Origin of the sequence: Microbacterium sp. K2 (genome assembly GCF_051365005.1) — a bacterium.
GTDB lineage: Bacteria > Actinomycetota > Actinomycetes > Actinomycetales > Microbacteriaceae > Microbacterium > Microbacterium foliorum_B.
The window spans coordinates 262,831-276,803 of sequence record NZ_JBLWII010000001.1; the positions used below are offsets into that span (position 1 = coordinate 262,831).

Consider the following 13,973-nt stretch of genomic DNA (forward strand, 5'->3'; position numbering starts at 1 on the left):
CGCACGAACGCCCCGCCCGATCTCAGCATCGGACGGGGCGTTCGTCTGCCACGGCACGACGGGCCGAGCAGTTGCGCTCACTCGGCGCTGGGCTTGATGATCGGGATCACGCCGGTCTCGGCTGCCACCTTGCGGCGGTAGATGCGGCGCTGCTCGGGGAGCGAGACATCGAAGGTGACGGCGAGGATGCGGATCACGGTGGTCACGGCGATGCCGACCACGGCGGCGATCGTGATGGGCATGCCCAGTGCCACGGCGATCACGATGAACGTGCAGCCGGCGCCGGCGGCGACCGCATAGAGCGAACCGACGTGCATGATCGCGGTCGGCAGCCCCATGAGCATGTCGCGGAGCACGCTGCCTCCGACGGCCGCGCACACGCCGATGAAGACGGCAGGAACCTCGGGGATGCCGAAGGCGAGCGCCTTACTGGTGCCGAAGGCGCCGAACATGCCGATCACCACGGCGTCGAGCACGACGATCACCGTGTTCAGGCGGCTGAAGAGTCCCGCCAGCAGCATTCCCAAGAGAGCTGCGCCGCCCGCGGTGACCAGATACCACTGGTTCTGCAGCGTGGCCGGGGTCTGCCCGAGCAGGATGTCGCGGATGAGGCCGCCGCCCATGCCGATCATGATGCCGATGATCGCGACACCGAGCCAGTCGAGGCGTCGCTGGCCCTGGAATCCCGAGGCGAACATCGCGCCCTGGACACCTCCGAGACCGACGCCGAGCAGGTCCGCCCAGAGCGGAATGATGAAGAGCGGTTCGGTCACGCCTCTATTCTCCCGCACGGAGGATAATCGAAAGGTGCCCACTTACCGAGACGAAGCGGTGATCCTGCGCACCCACAAGCTGGGTGAGGCCGATCGTATCGTCACGATGCTCTCTCGGCGGCACGGCAAGATCCGCGCGGTCGCGAAGGGCGTGCGACGCACGTCGTCGAAGTTCGGCTCGCGTCTCGAGCCGTTCATGGTCGCCGATGTGCAGCTGTATCAGGGGCGCACGCTCGACATCGTGCAGCAGGCAGAGTCGCTAGGGTCGTACGGGTCTGACATCGCGGCGCACTACGACCGATTCACCTCGGCCAATGCGATGGTCGAGACGGCTGACCGGCTCAGCGATTCCGAGGCGACGCCCGATCAGTATCTGCTGCTCGTGGGTGGATTGCGTGCGCTGTCTCGGGGCGAGCATTCGCCCCGCAGCATCCTCGACTCCTATCTGCTGCGCGTCATGGCGCTGTCCGGGTGGGCTCCGTCGCTCGGCGACTGCGCGCGATGCGCCACTCCGGGGCCCCATGCGCACTTCGTCGGACAGCTCGGCGGGGCCGTGTGCCCGAACTGCGCGCCGGCGGGCAGCCCGAAGGTCGCAGAGAAGACCCTGTCGCTGCTGCGGTCGCTCATGGCCGGTGAGTGGGAGGCGATCGATGCTGCTCCGCACGCCGACAACGCCGCGGCATCCGGCCTCGTCGCCGCCTACGCCCAATGGCACCTGGAGCGCGGCATCCGTTCGCTCGAGCACCTGGTGGCCGACATCCCCCGAGAAGGAGCACGGTGAGTCCCAAGCCCTACACGCACAAGGATGCCGTGGCGTATCGCCCACTTGACTGGACGGGCATCCATCCGCCGAGCTTCCGATCGGTTCCGGAGCACGTCGCGATCGTCATGGACGGCAACGGCCGCTGGGCCAACCGTCGGGGTCTCAGCCGTGTCGAAGGGCACAAGGCAGGGGAGGAGGTGCTTCTCGACGTCGTCGCCGGTGCGATTCAGGCGGGGGTCAAGCACCTCTCCGTCTACGCGTTCTCGACCGAGAACTGGGCGCGCTCCCCTGACGAGGTGCGCTTCCTCATGGGATACAACCGCGATGTCCTGCATCGCCGACGCGACCAGCTCAACGAGTGGGGCGTCAGAGTCCGCTGGGCCGGCCGCAAGCCCCGGCTGTGGGGCAGCGTCATCAGGGAGCTGCAATATGCCGAGCAGCTCACGAAGGACAACGACGTGCTCACGCTCACCATGTGCGTGAACTACGGCGGACGTGTCGAGCTGGTCGACGCGATGCGGTCGATCGCCGCCGATGTCGCCGCCGGTCGAGTGAAGCCCAACGCGATCTCCGAGAAGATGATCCGTCGCAACCTCTACGTGCCCGACATGCCGGACGTCGACCTGTTCCTGCGCAGCTCGGGCGAGCAGCGCACATCCAACTTCCTGCTCTGGCAGGCGGCGTATGCCGAGATGGTGTTCCTCGACACGCTCTGGCCCGACTTCTCGCGCGAGGAGCTGTGGCGCGCCATCGAGGTCTACCTGTCGCGTGACCGTCGCTTCGGTGGGGCGATCGATACGCCTGACGCCTCCGCCTGAGCACGCAGCCAACTCTCCGTCTCGCGCGGGTGCCGCAGGCGCACGATCGTGAGGTGCGGGTGGTCGCCGGTGACCTCCGGCATCCGTTCCGCCCATTTATACAGAGTCTTCGTCTGCCAGGCGATGATGTTCTCCTCGGGATCACCCCGGAACATCTTCCAGATCGGCTTCTCGACGTTGTCGTTCCACATCCGGGTGCGCAGGACACTGCGCCCGATCGTCCGCCGCAGCAGACGCGTGCGCACCACGCGGTAGGGATAGTCCAGCCAGAGCACGACGTGGGCGCGTGGAGCGAGGATCTCGTCGGTGCCCTTGCTCGTGTACTGCCACTCGGTGACCCAGCGGTCCTCGGCAGCGAAGGCGCGGACGTCATCGAGGAAGGACGGGCGTGGAGTCCAGTTCTCGCCGTGGAACAGGCCGTCGATCTCGACGTGGCGCAGATCCCAGAGCTCAGCCACGCGCCGCGCGAGCGTCGTCTTGCCCGATCCGGTGACACCAGCGATCAGTACTCGCTCCGGGCTGAACGGCAGCGGATCGGCGGCGGAGAGCATCCGAGAATCCTACCGACGGAATAGCCCATAGGTGCATGCGGTTGGATGTCAGTGTGAGTGAAGCCATCTCGATTGACATCTGGTCCGACATCGCCTGCCCCTGGTGCTACATCGGCAAGCGCAACCTCGAGAAGGGACTCGAAGCCGTCGCCGGCGACGACGACGCCCCGCAGGTGAACATCACCTTCCACTCGTTCGAGCTCTCGCCCGACACTCCTGTCGACTTCGACGGCGATGAGATCGACTTCCTCGCCGGTCATAAGGGGATGCCTCGTGAGCAGGTCGAGCAGATGCTCTCGCATGTCACCGGTGTCGCCGAGAACGCCGGTCTCGAGTACCGCTTCGACCTGCTGCAGCACACGAACACGGTGAAGGCGCATGAGCTGCTGCACTTCGCGAAGGAGCAGGGCGTGCAGCACGAGATGGAGGAGCGACTCATGTCCGCATACTTCACCGAGGGCAAGCACGTCGGTCGCATCGACGACCTGGTCGAGCTCGCGGTCGAGGTGGGGCTGAACCCCGACGACACACGTGAGGCTCTCGTCTCGGCGCGTCACCTGGCCGATGTCCGTCAGGATCAGGCGCAGGCCCAGGCCTACGGCATCCAGGGCGTTCCGTTCTTCGTGATCGATGGCCAGTACGGCATCAGCGGCGCCCAGCCGCCCGCAGCTTTCGAGAACGTACTGCGCGACCTCTGGGCCAAGCGCGGCGAGACAGAGGCCGAGAGCGAGACCGCCGCGGTCTAGCGGTCAGACTCCGCCGGAGCGGAAGCGGACAGCGGCGCGGTCAACGCGTCGAACCAGGTCTGCTGATTCGTGCCGACGTAGCCGACGACTGCAGACCAGTGCGAGCCGTGGCCATCCGCGAACACGGATGACCACGGCTCGCGGCCCTTTGCATGCGCGGTGGTCAGCAGCTCGAGCATCGCTGCGGCGCGTCGGTGCATCATCGCGGGCAGCCGGTTCCTGAGCTCGGCAGAGGCGCCGTAACCGTCGACGAAGGAACGAAGGCCCTCGGCTGCGACCTCCGGCGCGACGTCGACCGCCGAGAGCGTGAATGCCTGAGCCGCATAGGCGAGGTCCCAGAGACGGTTGCTCGGTGCCGCGGCATCCCAGTCGATGAAGACCCACCGGTCTCCGAGGACGAGATTCCACGGCGCGAGGTCGTTGTGGCAGATGATCTGCGCATCCGGCGCAGGGATCGCGGTATCCCAGCGCGCATCAGCCGGGGGAGAGAACGTCTCGCTTGCGTCGTGTATCGCCCGCACGATCGCACCGACGCGCCGCAACCCGTCTGCGCTCAGCGGCCCGGCGTCGATCGCGAGCGGCCCCGGTACGAACTCGATGCGCTGGCGTCCTTGCTCGTCCTGACCTAGTGGCGTCGGGACATCGACACCGCGTTCTCGCACATGTGTCATGAAGGCATGAACGCTCGGCGTCGAGGCGGTCCACTGCTTGCGGACTGTATCGCCGATTCGGGTGACGGTGCCGCTCGCATTCCCGCCGGACAGCGTCTGCTCGTCGTCCATGCACCGACACTATCCAGCCGGCGGGAACCACGCGGCGTTCTAGCGAGTCAGCGCGCCTTCGATCGCTGCGACGATCTCGGGGTCGTTCGGCTTCTGCTTCGGGCGGAAGCGCACGACCTCGCCATCGGGCAGCACGAGGAACTTCTCGAAGTTCCACTCGACACGGCCGGCCTTGCCGCCCGCATCCGGCGTCTCTTTCAACGTCTTGTAGAGCTCGGTGGCGTTCTTGCCGTTGACCTTCACCTTGTCGTTGATGGGGAAGGTCACGCCGTAGGTTGTGGAGCAGAACTCCATGATCTGATCGACCGAACCCGGCTCCTGACCGAAGAACTGGTTGCAGGGGAACCCCACGACGCTGAACCCGCGGTCGCCGTAGAGACGCTGCAGTTCTTCGAGCTGCTCGTACTGCGGGGTGAGGCCGCACTTGGAGGCGACGTTGACCACGAGCACGACGTCGGCACCGAGATCGTCGATCGTCTTCTCGTTGCCGTCGGCGTCTGTGAAGGGGATGGAACGGACTGCGGGATCGGTCATATTCACAGCTTAGGTCGGTGCGCCGATACCGGCTCCATGTCTGGGAGAATGGGAGGGCCATGACTCTCGCCACCGCCTCCGCTCGCACCCTCAACATCGGTCCGATCGCACTCGACGTACCGGTCGTGCTCGCACCCATGGCCGGCATCACCAACACCGCTTTCCGTCGCCTCTGCCGCGAGTACGGCGCAGGGCTGTATGTGAGCGAGATGATCACGTCGCGGGCGCTGGTCGAGCGCAACGAGACGACGATGCGACTGATCCGCCACCACGAGTCCGAAACTCCGAGGTCGATCCAGCTCTACGGCGTCGACCCGCACACCATTTCTGAGGCCGTCCGCATCATCGTCGCCGAAGACCACGCCGACCACATCGATCTGAACTTCGGCTGCCCGGTGCCCAAGGTCACCCGCAAGGGCGGGGGAGCAGCCCTGCCGTGGAAGAGCACGCTGTTCTCGCAGATCGTCACGCAGGCGGTCAAGGCAGCAGGCGATGTGCCGCTGACCATCAAGATGCGCAAGGGCATCGATCCCGACCACCTCACTTACCTGGATGCGGGTCGCGCCGCCGAAGACGCAGGTGTCTCGGCGATCGCGCTGCACGCGCGCACGGCGAGCGAGTTCTACTCCGGCTTCGCCGACTGGAACGCCATCGGCGAGCTCAAGCAGGCGGTCACGAGCGTCCCGGTGCTCGGCAACGGCGACATCTGGTCGGCCGACGACGCCGTGCGCATGATGCAGCAGACCGACTGCGACGGCGTGGTCGTCGGACGCGGGTGCCTCGGTCGCCCGTGGCTCTTCGGCGAGCTCGCCGCGGCGTTCGGTGCCGAATCCCACCCGGTCGACGCGACTCTCGGTTTCGTGGCGGATGCCTTCCGCCGTCATGCCGAACTGCTGGTCGAGTTCTTCGAAGACGAGGATCGCGGATGCCGCGATGTGCGCAAGCACGTCGCCTGGTACTTCAAGGGCTACCCGGTGGGCGGCGACATCCGCACCGGGCTCGCGACCGCATCGAGCCTCGCTGAGATCGACGAACTGCTCGGCCAGCTCGATCACACGGCTCCCTATCCCGGTGCGGATGCCGAAGGGCAGCGCGGTCGATCCGGACGTCCGAAGCGACCGGCGCTGCCGGACAAATGGCTGGAGTCGCGCGAGCTCGCGGCATCGGCATCCGAGATGATGCGAGGGGCGGAGATCGAGAACAGTGGCGGCTGATCCTCAGGCATACCCGGGGCGCGGTCGCTCGGACGGATACGACCCGCGCGACGCCGAGCGATTCTTCGCCGAGACCCATCGATCCGAACGCGACGACTTCGCCCGCGATCGCGCGCGCGTGCTGCACTCCGCGGCTCTTCGACGTCTGGCGGCCAAGACGCAGGTGCTCAGCCCCGCGAGCACGGCGGACTTCGCCCGCAACCGCCTGACTCACTCGCTCGAGGTCGCTCAGGTCGGACGCGAACTCGCGACCGCGCTCGGTGTCTCAGCCGATGTCGTCGACACCGCCTGTCTCAGCCACGACCTCGGGCACCCTCCGTTCGGTCACAACGGCGAGCGTGCGCTCAACGAGTGGGCAGAGCCGATCGGCGGCTTCGAAGGCAACGCGCAGTCCCTGCGCATCCTGACGCGGCTCGAGGCCAAGGCCATCGATGACAACGGTCAGTCGGTCGGCCTCAACCTCACCAGGGCCAGCCTCGACGCGACCTGCAAGTACCCGTGGACCGTCGACAGCCCGGTGCCCGATCCGGGCGGTCGCCTCAAGTTCGGCGTGTACCCCGAAGACGAAGCCGTGTTCCGCTGGATGCGCGACGGTGTTCCGGGGCGGCGGCGCTGCATCGAGGCCGAGATCATGGATCTCTCCGACGACATCGGCTACTCGGTGCACGACTTCGAAGATGCGATCCTCAACGGCTACGTCGACGTCTCCCAGCTCGCCGACCCGCAGGCGCACGAGGCGCTGATCGACCGCATCCAGCAGTGGGTGGGTTACGACTTCACGCGCGATGAGCTCGCCGATGCTCTCTACCGTCTGTCGTCTCAGCCGATGTGGCTGCAGTCGTTCGACCGCTCTCGTCGGGATCTCGCTCGGCTCAAGAACCTCACGAGTGACTTCATCGGTCGCTTCGCGCGCGCAGCCGTATCGGCCACGCGCGAGGCGTATGCGGGCCCGGCCCTCGTGCGCTACAACGCGCACGTCGTCGTGCCGCGCGTCATCGAGGCCGAGATCGCTGTCCTCAAGGGCATCATGGGCCAGGCGATCGTCACGATCGAGGCCCGCAAGGGCGTCTACAAAGAGCAGCGCCGCGTGCTCAAGCGCCTCGCCGATGCGCTGTGGTCGACCGACACCCTCTGGTCGGCAGGCGCCGATGTGCTCGAGCCCGCCTTCTCCGCCGACTTCGTCGCCGCGACGACGGATGCCGAACGCGCACGGGTGATCGTCGACCAGATCGCGAGCCTCACGGATCAGAGCGCGATCGACTGGCACAACAGGCTGGTCGGCGAGATCGACCCCGCAGAGGTCGGCATCTGGACACCACGTCACGCGCGGCCCGGTGTGCGGGAGCACACGCCGCGGCAGGCGGTCGTCGAAGGGGCCGGCTGATGCCCCGCATCCGCCAGGCCGACGTCGACGAGGTCAAGGCCCGCACGAACATCGCCGACATCGTCGGAGAGCGCGTCGCCCTGAAGTCCGCAGGTGTCGGTTCTCTCAAGGGGCTGTGCCCCTTCCACGACGAGAAGAGTCCGAGCTTCCACGTGCGGCCGCAGGTCGGCTACTACCACTGCTTCGGCTGCGGAGAATCGGGCGACGTGTACTCGTTCCTCCGCGAGATGGACCACGTCAGCTTCACCGAGGCGGTCGAGCGTCTCGCGGGCCGCATCGGATACGCGTTGCACTATGAGGACGGCGGGTCGGCTCCGGAGACGAGTGGGCGCAGCCGCCTGTACGCCGCCAACACCGCCGCCGCGGAGTACTTCCGGGCGCAGCTGCTCACCGCCGACGCCGAGGCAGGACGCCGTTTTCTCGGCGAGCGGGGATTCGACGCGGGTGCTGCTGCGCATTTCGGTGTCGGCTTCGCACCGCGCGGGTGGGACAAGATGCTGAAGGCTCTCACCGCGCAGGGGTTCACCCGCGACGAACTGAGTGCCGCCGGTCTGGTGTCGACCGGGCAGCGCGGTGTGTACGACCGCTTCCGCGGCCGTCTCGTCTGGCCGATCCGCGACGTGTCGGGTCAGACCATCGGGTTCGGCGCGCGCAAGCTGTTCGACGACGACCAGGGCCCGAAGTACCTGAACACCCCCGAGACTCCGATCTACAAGAAGGCCCAGGTCCTCTACGGTCTCGATCTCGCCAAGCGAGACATCTCTCGTGGCGACCCTCGTCGGGTCGTGGTGGTGGAGGGGTACACCGATGTCATGGCCTGCCACCTCGCGGGGCTCACGACCGCAATCGCGACGTGCGGCACCGCCTTCGGAACCGATCACATCAAGGTGCTGCGTCGCGTCATGGGCGACGACAACGCCTCAGGAGAGGTCGTCTTCACCTTCGACGGCGATGAGGCCGGGCAGAAGGCGGCTCTCCGGGCCTTCACGGAGGACGACCGCTTCAACGCCCAGACCTTCGTCGCGGTGGCGCCCGACGGGCTCGACCCGTGCGACCTCAGACTGCAGCGCGGCGATGCCGCCGTGCGCTCGCTGATGGAGACGAAGCAGCCGATGTTCGAGTTCGCGATCGACAGGAAGCTCAGCGGATTCGACCTCTCGACGGTCGAGGGTCGTGTGGGCGCGCTTCGTGCGGCGGCGCCGATCGTGGCCGAGATCCGCGATCGTCTGCTGCGACCCGGCTATGAGCGCGTGCTGGCCCGGCGACTGGGCATGGACCCCACCGAGGTGCGCAACGAGGTCGAGCGCGCAGCGCGCGGGGGATCTCAGACGTCGAGACACGAGCCGGCCAGGCACGAGAGCGCTGGTGACTCCGCTTCCGGCACGCCGGGCATGGCGCCGGTCACCCTCGCGAGCCTGCCGCGCACTGCGGATGCGGCCGTGGAACGAGATGCTCTGATGGGGGCTCTGCAGTACGGACATCAGATCGATCAGGAACTGCTCACGCGGGCGCTCAGCGCGCCGTTCCGCACACCGGGGCTGGATGCGGTGCGTGAGGCGGTCGCTTCGGCATCCGATCGGACTCGAGCCGGTTGGGTGACGGACACGGTCAACTCCGTTCGCGAGCCCTATCGGTCGCTCGCGGGCGAACTGCTGATGACGCCGTTCCCGGCGCGCAACGAAGAAGGCGCCGTCGCTTCGACGACCGACCTCGCCAAGCGACTCATCATGCGCATTCTGGAGCACGAGAAGCAGGAGCTCCTCGGAGCGGTGCAGCGGGTTCCGGCGGACTCCGACGGCGGGCGTGCGCTGCGGATGCGCCTTCGTGACATCGACGTCGAGCGTCAGCGGTTCGCCGAGTCGTAACGGCGGCAGTCAGGCGCGGCAGGGCAGGATGGAAGAATGTTCTCTCGGCCCGAATCGACCAATGCGATCGACAGCTCAGATCTGGTGATCGACCGCATCGGGCACAGCGGCCCGACCCGCGCCATCGACGGGGTCAGCTTCTCGCTCGCGCCGGGTGAACTCATCTGCGTCGCCGGCCCGACCGGCTCGGGCAAGTCCACTCTGGTCGCCGCACTGGCGGGCTCGACCGATCCGTCCGTCCGGGTCGTGGGCGGCAGTGCACAGGTCTGCGGTGTCGACATCCGCCGGCCGGGTCGCAAGCATCGCGTGCTCACCTACCGCACCGGTTTCGTGCCGCAGGGTGCCGGCGCCGACCTTCCTCCCCAGCTCACGGTCAGCGAGGTCATCTCCGAGCCGATCCTGATCCGCGAGAAGCGGGTGAACACCAAAGCTCTGTCCATCCGAGTCGCGACGCTCCTCGATGAGCTGCACCTGCCGCTCGGCACGGCATCGAAGTTCCCCTATGAGTTGAGCGCAGGCATGCGCCAGCGCGTCGCGATCGCCAGGTCGTTCGTGCTCGAGCCCCGGGTGCTCATCGCCGACGAGATCCTCGCCAACCTCGATCTCGAGGTCCGCCCCGTGGTGTTCGACGCGATCACCCGACGCCGCAAGGAGCAGGGGATGGGGGCGCTGCTGGTCACGAACGACGCCGATTTCATCCGCGAGCTGAACGCCGAGACGCTGATGCTGCGCGGCGGTCATGTGGTCGCGCGCGGTGTCGGCAAGGACCTGCTGTGGGCCCCCAATGCCGAGGCGGATTCCGGGCACTGACAGGGTTGCCGACGACACGCCCGACCTGCGGCCCGTGTCACGACCACGCTCTGGAGTTTGCTAGGATTGACGAGTTGCCCGCGCAGCGGAGCACATTCCTCGGTAGCTCAATTGGCAGAGCAGCCGGCTGTTAACCGGCAGGTTCTTGGTTCGAGTCCAAGCCGGGGAGCAATCCCCCTCCAGGCGAGGTCCCTCCATCGTGAGGGGCCTCGCCTGTTTCGAGCCAGGCCAGCGGAAAACCCGTACGCATAGCGATCGCCATCAGATCGCGCCTACGCGGGATCGTGTGGCCGTTGATCCAGTTGCCGACCGTGTTGCGGTTCACGTCGAGCGCCTTCGCAAGCTCGGTGACTCCAACGTCGGCTACTCGCATCGCGCGCCGGATGCGGTCAGCAGCATCAAACTCGTAACGTTCAGCGTTCATGGGTTGCATCGACATAGCTCGATCTTGGCACCTATGCCTCAACTTATGCAACACGCCGCGCGGATAGGCAATGCCTAAGTTTGCCTGCTCATTGGGCAATGCTGTATGACATGGCAAAGCTCATCGGATCGGCTGAAGCAGCGATCATCCTTGGCATCGACCGCAGCGTCTTTCTTCGCCGCGTGAAGGCCGGCTCAATCGTCCCCGTGCAGAAGCTGTCACCGGCTACCGGTGCGTATCTGTTCGACCGCGACGACATCGAGCAGTCGGCACCGGAGGACGCCAAGTGACCGACCAGGCCACGTACCCGAACCAGGGCACCTTGCATCGCGCGAAGATGCGCTTCGAGCGTGACTTCACGCAGTTGCCGAACACGTGGCTGCGCGACCGCCGGCTATCCCGCAGTGCTCGCGGACTGCTCGCTGAACTCATGACGCATGACGCAGGCTATGACGTGAGCATTGCCGGTCTGGTGTCAGCCGGCACGGAAGGCAAAGACGCCATCCGTCGCATGGTCAACGAGCTGGAGCACTACGGCTATCTGCGCCGCTCCAAGACACGCCGACGCGGACAGTTCGGTGGCACAACATGGACACTTCTCGACCCGTTCGAGCCTGTGAATAACGCTGTGCCGCCGGTTCTGCCCGGTTTGGAAAACCCCAGGTCAGACCGTGGCGGATTTCCCGACGACGGTTCGACCGACGACGGCTCAACCGCGTCGGCTAACCCAACGACTAAAGAAGACCAACTTAAGAACAATAAAAAAACCCGTCCCAGCGCAACCACAGAGAGGCCTGTGGATAACTCCCAGCGCCGACTCGCTCACGGCGCTTGCGGACACCCGCTCATCGACGACCGTCACTGCGAGCGCGGATGCCCCGCAGCTCTGACTCTGGGAGAAGCCTCATGACCACCACCGCCCCCGCCGACAACCGCATCGGCTTCGCAGACCGCCTCGCACTCTCGGCGAAGCTCTGGGATGCATCCGACGCATTCACCATCGAATCGACGCTCTGGACAGGCCAGGCGCAAGCCGACTGCCGACGCAGCGCACGACAGCTCGCCACGACCGCGCGATACATCCTCTCGGGAGCGATCAGCGTCGCCGAGGCGGAAGCGTTCACCGAAGCATCGAGGGAAGCGCTCGGCCGAGTCGCCGGGGCACGTCGCCTTCGCGATTCGCTCAAAGCCCCGCAGAAGCGACAGAACGGCGCGAACGATGCCTGACCTCATCCCGCTCGAAATCGGAATGCCAGTAGCCGCCCTCGCGTGGCTCGCCGTCTGGTGGCTCGAACGCCGCCCCAACACGAAGGGCCAGCGATGAACGAGTACGCCACGACCGTGCTGCAGCCGTTCTGCCCCGATTGCGGGATGCACATCGCCACCCTGCTCCGTCCCATCGAGCTTGACTGGAGAGACGACCGCGAACGCATCCTCGGCGAGAACGCCCACGCCGTTCAGGAGCACCGCGCATCGGCGCATCAGGTCGCGCCGCAGCTCGGCGATGTCGTCGCCTACTTCACGCCCTGGCGCGGCATGATCATCGGCTCGGGCCCGCTTGTCGTGCGTGGCATCACCGAGTACGACGTGAACGAGTACGCACGCAAGCTCGGCGGCTCGCTGCTCGACGTCCAGATCGGCACGAAGTACTGGCTTGCGGATGCCGCCCGCCCGAACAATCAGGGCTCGTGGACGTGGCCGACGACAGGCGATATCCGATATCCGGTCTCGTTCGAGATCATCGCTGGCTACGTTCCTGAGCCTGCCGAGCACACACTGTTCGACCTGCTCGGCGACGAGTGGGCCACCGAGAGCGAGGCGATGGCACGATGATCGAGACGCGCCGCGCATGGGCGACACCCGAGCAGCTCGCCGAATGGCTCCAGCTCGGCTCTCAGGGTGCCCGCAAGCTGCGCACGATGCGCCGCGACGGCACCGGCCCGAAGTTCCTCACGGTAGGCCGCGAGATCCGCTATGCGTGGGTTGACGTGCACGCATGGTGCGCAGCGAGGCGTGACCGTGGGTAGGCGCGGCGGGCGCGCGTCTCAGAGCCTCACCCGGCTCGTGCTGGAGACGTACGGCCGCGTGTGCTGGCTCCAGCTCCCAGGGTGCACCGGCATCGCGACGACGAAGGATCACGTCATCCCGCATGCCGCCGGCGGCCCGGACACGCTGGAGAACATGCGCCCCGCCTGCAAGTCGTGCAACAGCAAGCGGCAGGATCGCGTCATCAGCGGCTATGGTGCAGCGGTCATCGTCGTCACCGGCCCGCCGGCGGCAGGCAAGACCACATACGTGCTCCAGCACGCACGCCCCACCGACGTGATCATCGACATGGATCGCATCGCCCGCGCCCTCATGCCCCTCGACCCCGACAGCTCACACGACTACCCCGAGCACGTCCGACACGTCGCGATCGCAGCACGCAAGGCAGCCATCCGCCGAGCTACCCGCCTGCGCGAGCGCATCACCGTATGGCTCATCCACGCCATACCCCAGCCCGACGACCTCGCCGAGTACCGAGCCCTAGGTTGGCGCATCGAGACCATCGACCCAGGCCGCGCCATCGTCGAGCAGCGCGCCCGCACCATGCGCCCTGCCGCGATGATGCACCATGTTGAGCGCTGGTACGCCACCCACCAAGACCCCGAGGTATCAGTCGCGGCCATGCTCGCCACGCCTCAAGCCCCAGCAGCAGGCGGTGACTGGTGAGCGAGTCGTGTGTGTCATGCGTGCACGGCGTTCAGTACCACGACCGCACCGGATGCGAGCTGTGCGCGTGCACCTGTCCGAGAGGCCGTTTTTCCGACAGTGAACGCACGGAAGCCCCGCGTCCACCGTCCTCATCTCCCCAGGTCAACCCAGAAAAAAGAAAGCGAGCGCGGCCATGAGTTCGATGCTCTCAGGCCTCGAAATCGAAGGCCAAAACGCGCCGATCCAGCCGGGTTATGGCCAAGGCGCGACCGAATCGGAGACACGCGCGGCGATCGCTGAGATATCTGCCGAGAACCCGCTGAGCGGCATCCGCCGCACGCTCTCCCAGGCGGCCATCGCCCTCGCCATCAGCATCGACCGTGGGAACAACAAAGGCCGCTCTGTGGCCAACGACGTGCAGCAGCTCGTCGCGATCATGATGCAGCTCGCGCCGGCTGCAGCCGCCGACGAGACGGTCGACGACGGCAAACTCACTCCCGAAATGAGGCGACTCCTTGACGCTTTTGAGGCTCCCGCACAATTTGACGCCGCCCCGGAAGGTGACCCCGCGGAACTATGAGCGCGCCACCCATGGCGCGAAGCTCGCGGCGACCG

The 13,973-nt window shown here is 66.6% G+C and carries 19 protein-coding genes and 1 tRNA gene; 15 read left to right on the forward strand and 5 right to left on the reverse strand.

Translation table 11 applies throughout. The annotated features are described in order from the left end of the window. Positions 1-77: 77 nt before the first annotated feature. Positions 78-773, reverse strand: coding sequence for a trimeric intracellular cation channel family protein (locus tag ACLKOY_RS01315; RefSeq protein WP_436452105.1), 696 nt, complete (start codon positions 771-773; stop codon positions 78-80). Positions 774-807: 34 nt separating this feature from the next. Here ACLKOY_RS01315 and recO point away from each other — a divergent pair, with 34 nt between their 5' ends. Then, positions 808-1,554 (forward strand): DNA repair protein RecO, encoded by a 747-nt coding sequence (recO, locus tag ACLKOY_RS01320; RefSeq protein ID WP_042537620.1) that lies wholly within the window; start codon positions 808-810, stop codon positions 1,552-1,554. Further along, positions 1,551-2,354 (forward strand): isoprenyl transferase, encoded by an 804-nt coding sequence (locus tag ACLKOY_RS01325; RefSeq protein WP_436452106.1) that lies wholly within the window; start codon positions 1,551-1,553, stop codon positions 2,352-2,354. Before recO ends, ACLKOY_RS01325 begins: the two co-directional genes overlap by 4 nt. Here ACLKOY_RS01325 and ACLKOY_RS01330 read toward each other — a convergent pair. Further along, positions 2,294-2,905 (reverse strand): AAA family ATPase, encoded by a 612-nt coding sequence (locus tag ACLKOY_RS01330; protein WP_436452107.1) that lies wholly within the window; start codon positions 2,903-2,905, stop codon positions 2,294-2,296. The two genes, ACLKOY_RS01325 and ACLKOY_RS01330, sit on opposite strands and share 61 nt — an antisense overlap. 53 nt (positions 2,906-2,958) lie before the next feature. On the opposite strand from ACLKOY_RS01330, the gene ACLKOY_RS01335 reads away from it, so the two are divergent. Further along, positions 2,959-3,651, forward strand: coding sequence for a DsbA family oxidoreductase (locus ACLKOY_RS01335; protein ID WP_363570052.1), 693 nt, complete (start codon positions 2,959-2,961; stop codon positions 3,649-3,651). Here ACLKOY_RS01335 and ACLKOY_RS01340 read toward each other — a convergent pair. Continuing rightward, the gene (locus ACLKOY_RS01340; protein ID WP_436452108.1) at positions 3,648-4,433 is read right to left on the reverse strand and encodes a phosphotransferase; all 786 of its coding nucleotides are present in this window, start codon (positions 4,431-4,433) and stop codon (positions 3,648-3,650) included. The genes ACLKOY_RS01335 and ACLKOY_RS01340 overlap by 4 nt on opposite strands. Positions 4,434-4,472: 39 nt before the next feature. Beyond that, positions 4,473-4,967 carry a glutathione peroxidase gene (locus ACLKOY_RS01345; protein ID WP_140037308.1) on the reverse strand — a complete coding sequence of 165 codons (495 nt, stop codon included), beginning with the start codon at positions 4,965-4,967 and terminating at the stop codon, positions 4,473-4,475. 59 nt (positions 4,968-5,026) lie between these two features. Between ACLKOY_RS01345 and dusB the strand changes: the two genes are divergently transcribed. The 5 genes from dusB (at position 5,027) to ACLKOY_RS01370 (ending at position 10,409) form a co-directional block, all read left to right on the forward strand. Then, positions 5,027-6,181, forward strand: coding sequence for a tRNA dihydrouridine synthase DusB (gene dusB / locus ACLKOY_RS01350; RefSeq protein ID WP_363570056.1), 1,155 nt, complete (start codon positions 5,027-5,029; stop codon positions 6,179-6,181). After that, entirely contained in the window at positions 6,171-7,565 is a 1,395-nt protein-coding gene (locus tag ACLKOY_RS01355; RefSeq protein WP_436452109.1) for a deoxyguanosinetriphosphate triphosphohydrolase, read from the forward strand. Before dusB ends, ACLKOY_RS01355 begins: the two co-directional genes overlap by 11 nt. Continuing rightward, entirely contained in the window at positions 7,565-9,430 is a 1,866-nt protein-coding gene (gene dnaG, locus ACLKOY_RS01360; RefSeq protein WP_436452110.1) for a DNA primase, read from the forward strand. Before ACLKOY_RS01355 ends, dnaG begins: the two co-directional genes overlap by 1 nt. 36 nt (positions 9,431-9,466) lie before the next feature. Next, positions 9,467-10,240 carry an ATP-binding cassette domain-containing protein gene (locus ACLKOY_RS01365; protein ID WP_363570060.1) on the forward strand — a complete coding sequence of 258 codons (774 nt, stop codon included), beginning with the start codon at positions 9,467-9,469 and terminating at the stop codon, positions 10,238-10,240. Positions 10,241-10,336: 96 nt separating this feature from the next. Further along, positions 10,337-10,409: transfer RNA gene (locus ACLKOY_RS01370), tRNA-Asn, on the forward strand. Here the strand turns inward: ACLKOY_RS01370 and ACLKOY_RS01375 are convergent. Next, the gene (locus ACLKOY_RS01375; RefSeq protein ID WP_367821320.1) at positions 10,371-10,679 is read right to left on the reverse strand and encodes a helix-turn-helix domain-containing protein; all 309 of its coding nucleotides are present in this window, start codon (positions 10,677-10,679) and stop codon (positions 10,371-10,373) included. The genes ACLKOY_RS01370 and ACLKOY_RS01375 overlap by 39 nt on opposite strands. Before the next feature lie 95 nt (positions 10,680-10,774). Between ACLKOY_RS01375 and ACLKOY_RS01380 the strand changes: the two genes are divergently transcribed. The 7 genes from ACLKOY_RS01380 (at position 10,775) to ACLKOY_RS01410 (ending at position 13,938) form a co-directional block, all read left to right on the forward strand. Further along, positions 10,775-10,954: a hypothetical protein gene (locus tag ACLKOY_RS01380; RefSeq protein ID WP_436452111.1), complete on the forward strand. Its 180-nt coding sequence runs from the start codon at positions 10,775-10,777 to the stop codon at positions 10,952-10,954. After that, entirely contained in the window at positions 10,951-11,574 is a 624-nt protein-coding gene (locus ACLKOY_RS01385) for a hypothetical protein (protein WP_436452112.1), read from the forward strand. The genes ACLKOY_RS01380 and ACLKOY_RS01385 overlap by 4 nt, the downstream gene beginning before the upstream one ends. Continuing rightward, positions 11,571-11,891, forward strand: coding sequence for a hypothetical protein (locus ACLKOY_RS01390; RefSeq protein WP_436452113.1), 321 nt, complete (start codon positions 11,571-11,573; stop codon positions 11,889-11,891). The genes ACLKOY_RS01385 and ACLKOY_RS01390 overlap by 4 nt, the downstream gene beginning before the upstream one ends. 93 nt (positions 11,892-11,984) lie before the next feature. Further along, positions 11,985-12,497: a hypothetical protein gene (locus ACLKOY_RS01395; RefSeq protein ID WP_436452114.1), complete on the forward strand. Its 513-nt coding sequence runs from the start codon at positions 11,985-11,987 to the stop codon at positions 12,495-12,497. Then, positions 12,494-12,691, forward strand: a complete 198-nt coding sequence (locus ACLKOY_RS01400; protein ID WP_436452115.1) for a hypothetical protein — start codon at positions 12,494-12,496, stop codon at positions 12,689-12,691. Before ACLKOY_RS01395 ends, ACLKOY_RS01400 begins: the two co-directional genes overlap by 4 nt. After that, complete coding sequence (locus ACLKOY_RS01405; RefSeq protein ID WP_436452116.1) at positions 12,684-13,376, forward strand: HNH endonuclease; 693 nt, start codon at positions 12,684-12,686, stop codon at positions 13,374-13,376. The genes ACLKOY_RS01400 and ACLKOY_RS01405 overlap by 8 nt, the downstream gene beginning before the upstream one ends. Before the next feature lie 175 nt (positions 13,377-13,551). Further along, the gene (locus tag ACLKOY_RS01410) at positions 13,552-13,938 is read left to right on the forward strand and encodes a hypothetical protein (RefSeq protein WP_436452118.1); all 387 of its coding nucleotides are present in this window, start codon (positions 13,552-13,554) and stop codon (positions 13,936-13,938) included. Positions 13,939-13,973: the final 35 nt, after the last annotated feature.

What these genes read in the sequence shown, in the direction of transcription:
- ACLKOY_RS01345 (WP_140037308.1), bottom strand. Translation starts at nt 4,967, where the DNA reads ATGACCGATCCCGCAGTCCGTTCCATCCCCTTCACAGACGCCGACGGC.
- ACLKOY_RS01340 (WP_436452108.1), bottom strand. Translation starts at nt 4,433, where the DNA reads ATGGACGACGAGCAGACGCTGTCCGGCGGGAATGCGAGCGGCACCGTC.
- ACLKOY_RS01395 (WP_436452114.1), top strand. Translation starts at nt 11,985, where the DNA reads ATGAACGAGTACGCCACGACCGTGCTGCAGCCGTTCTGCCCCGATTGC.
- ACLKOY_RS01365 (WP_363570060.1), top strand. Translation starts at nt 9,467, where the DNA reads ATGTTCTCTCGGCCCGAATCGACCAATGCGATCGACAGCTCAGATCTG.
- dusB (WP_363570056.1), top strand. Translation starts at nt 5,027, where the DNA reads ATGACTCTCGCCACCGCCTCCGCTCGCACCCTCAACATCGGTCCGATC.
- ACLKOY_RS01380 (WP_436452111.1), top strand. Translation starts at nt 10,775, where the DNA reads ATGGCAAAGCTCATCGGATCGGCTGAAGCAGCGATCATCCTTGGCATC.
- dnaG (WP_436452110.1), top strand. Translation starts at nt 7,565, where the DNA reads ATGCCCCGCATCCGCCAGGCCGACGTCGACGAGGTCAAGGCCCGCACG.
- ACLKOY_RS01400 (WP_436452115.1), top strand. Translation starts at nt 12,494, where the DNA reads ATGATCGAGACGCGCCGCGCATGGGCGACACCCGAGCAGCTCGCCGAA.
- ACLKOY_RS01390 (WP_436452113.1), top strand. Translation starts at nt 11,571, where the DNA reads ATGACCACCACCGCCCCCGCCGACAACCGCATCGGCTTCGCAGACCGC.
- ACLKOY_RS01375 (WP_367821320.1), bottom strand. Translation starts at nt 10,679, where the DNA reads ATGTCGATGCAACCCATGAACGCTGAACGTTACGAGTTTGATGCTGCT.
- ACLKOY_RS01330 (WP_436452107.1), bottom strand. Translation starts at nt 2,905, where the DNA reads ATGCTCTCCGCCGCCGATCCGCTGCCGTTCAGCCCGGAGCGAGTACTG.
- ACLKOY_RS01410 (WP_436452118.1), top strand. Translation starts at nt 13,552, where the DNA reads ATGAGTTCGATGCTCTCAGGCCTCGAAATCGAAGGCCAAAACGCGCCG.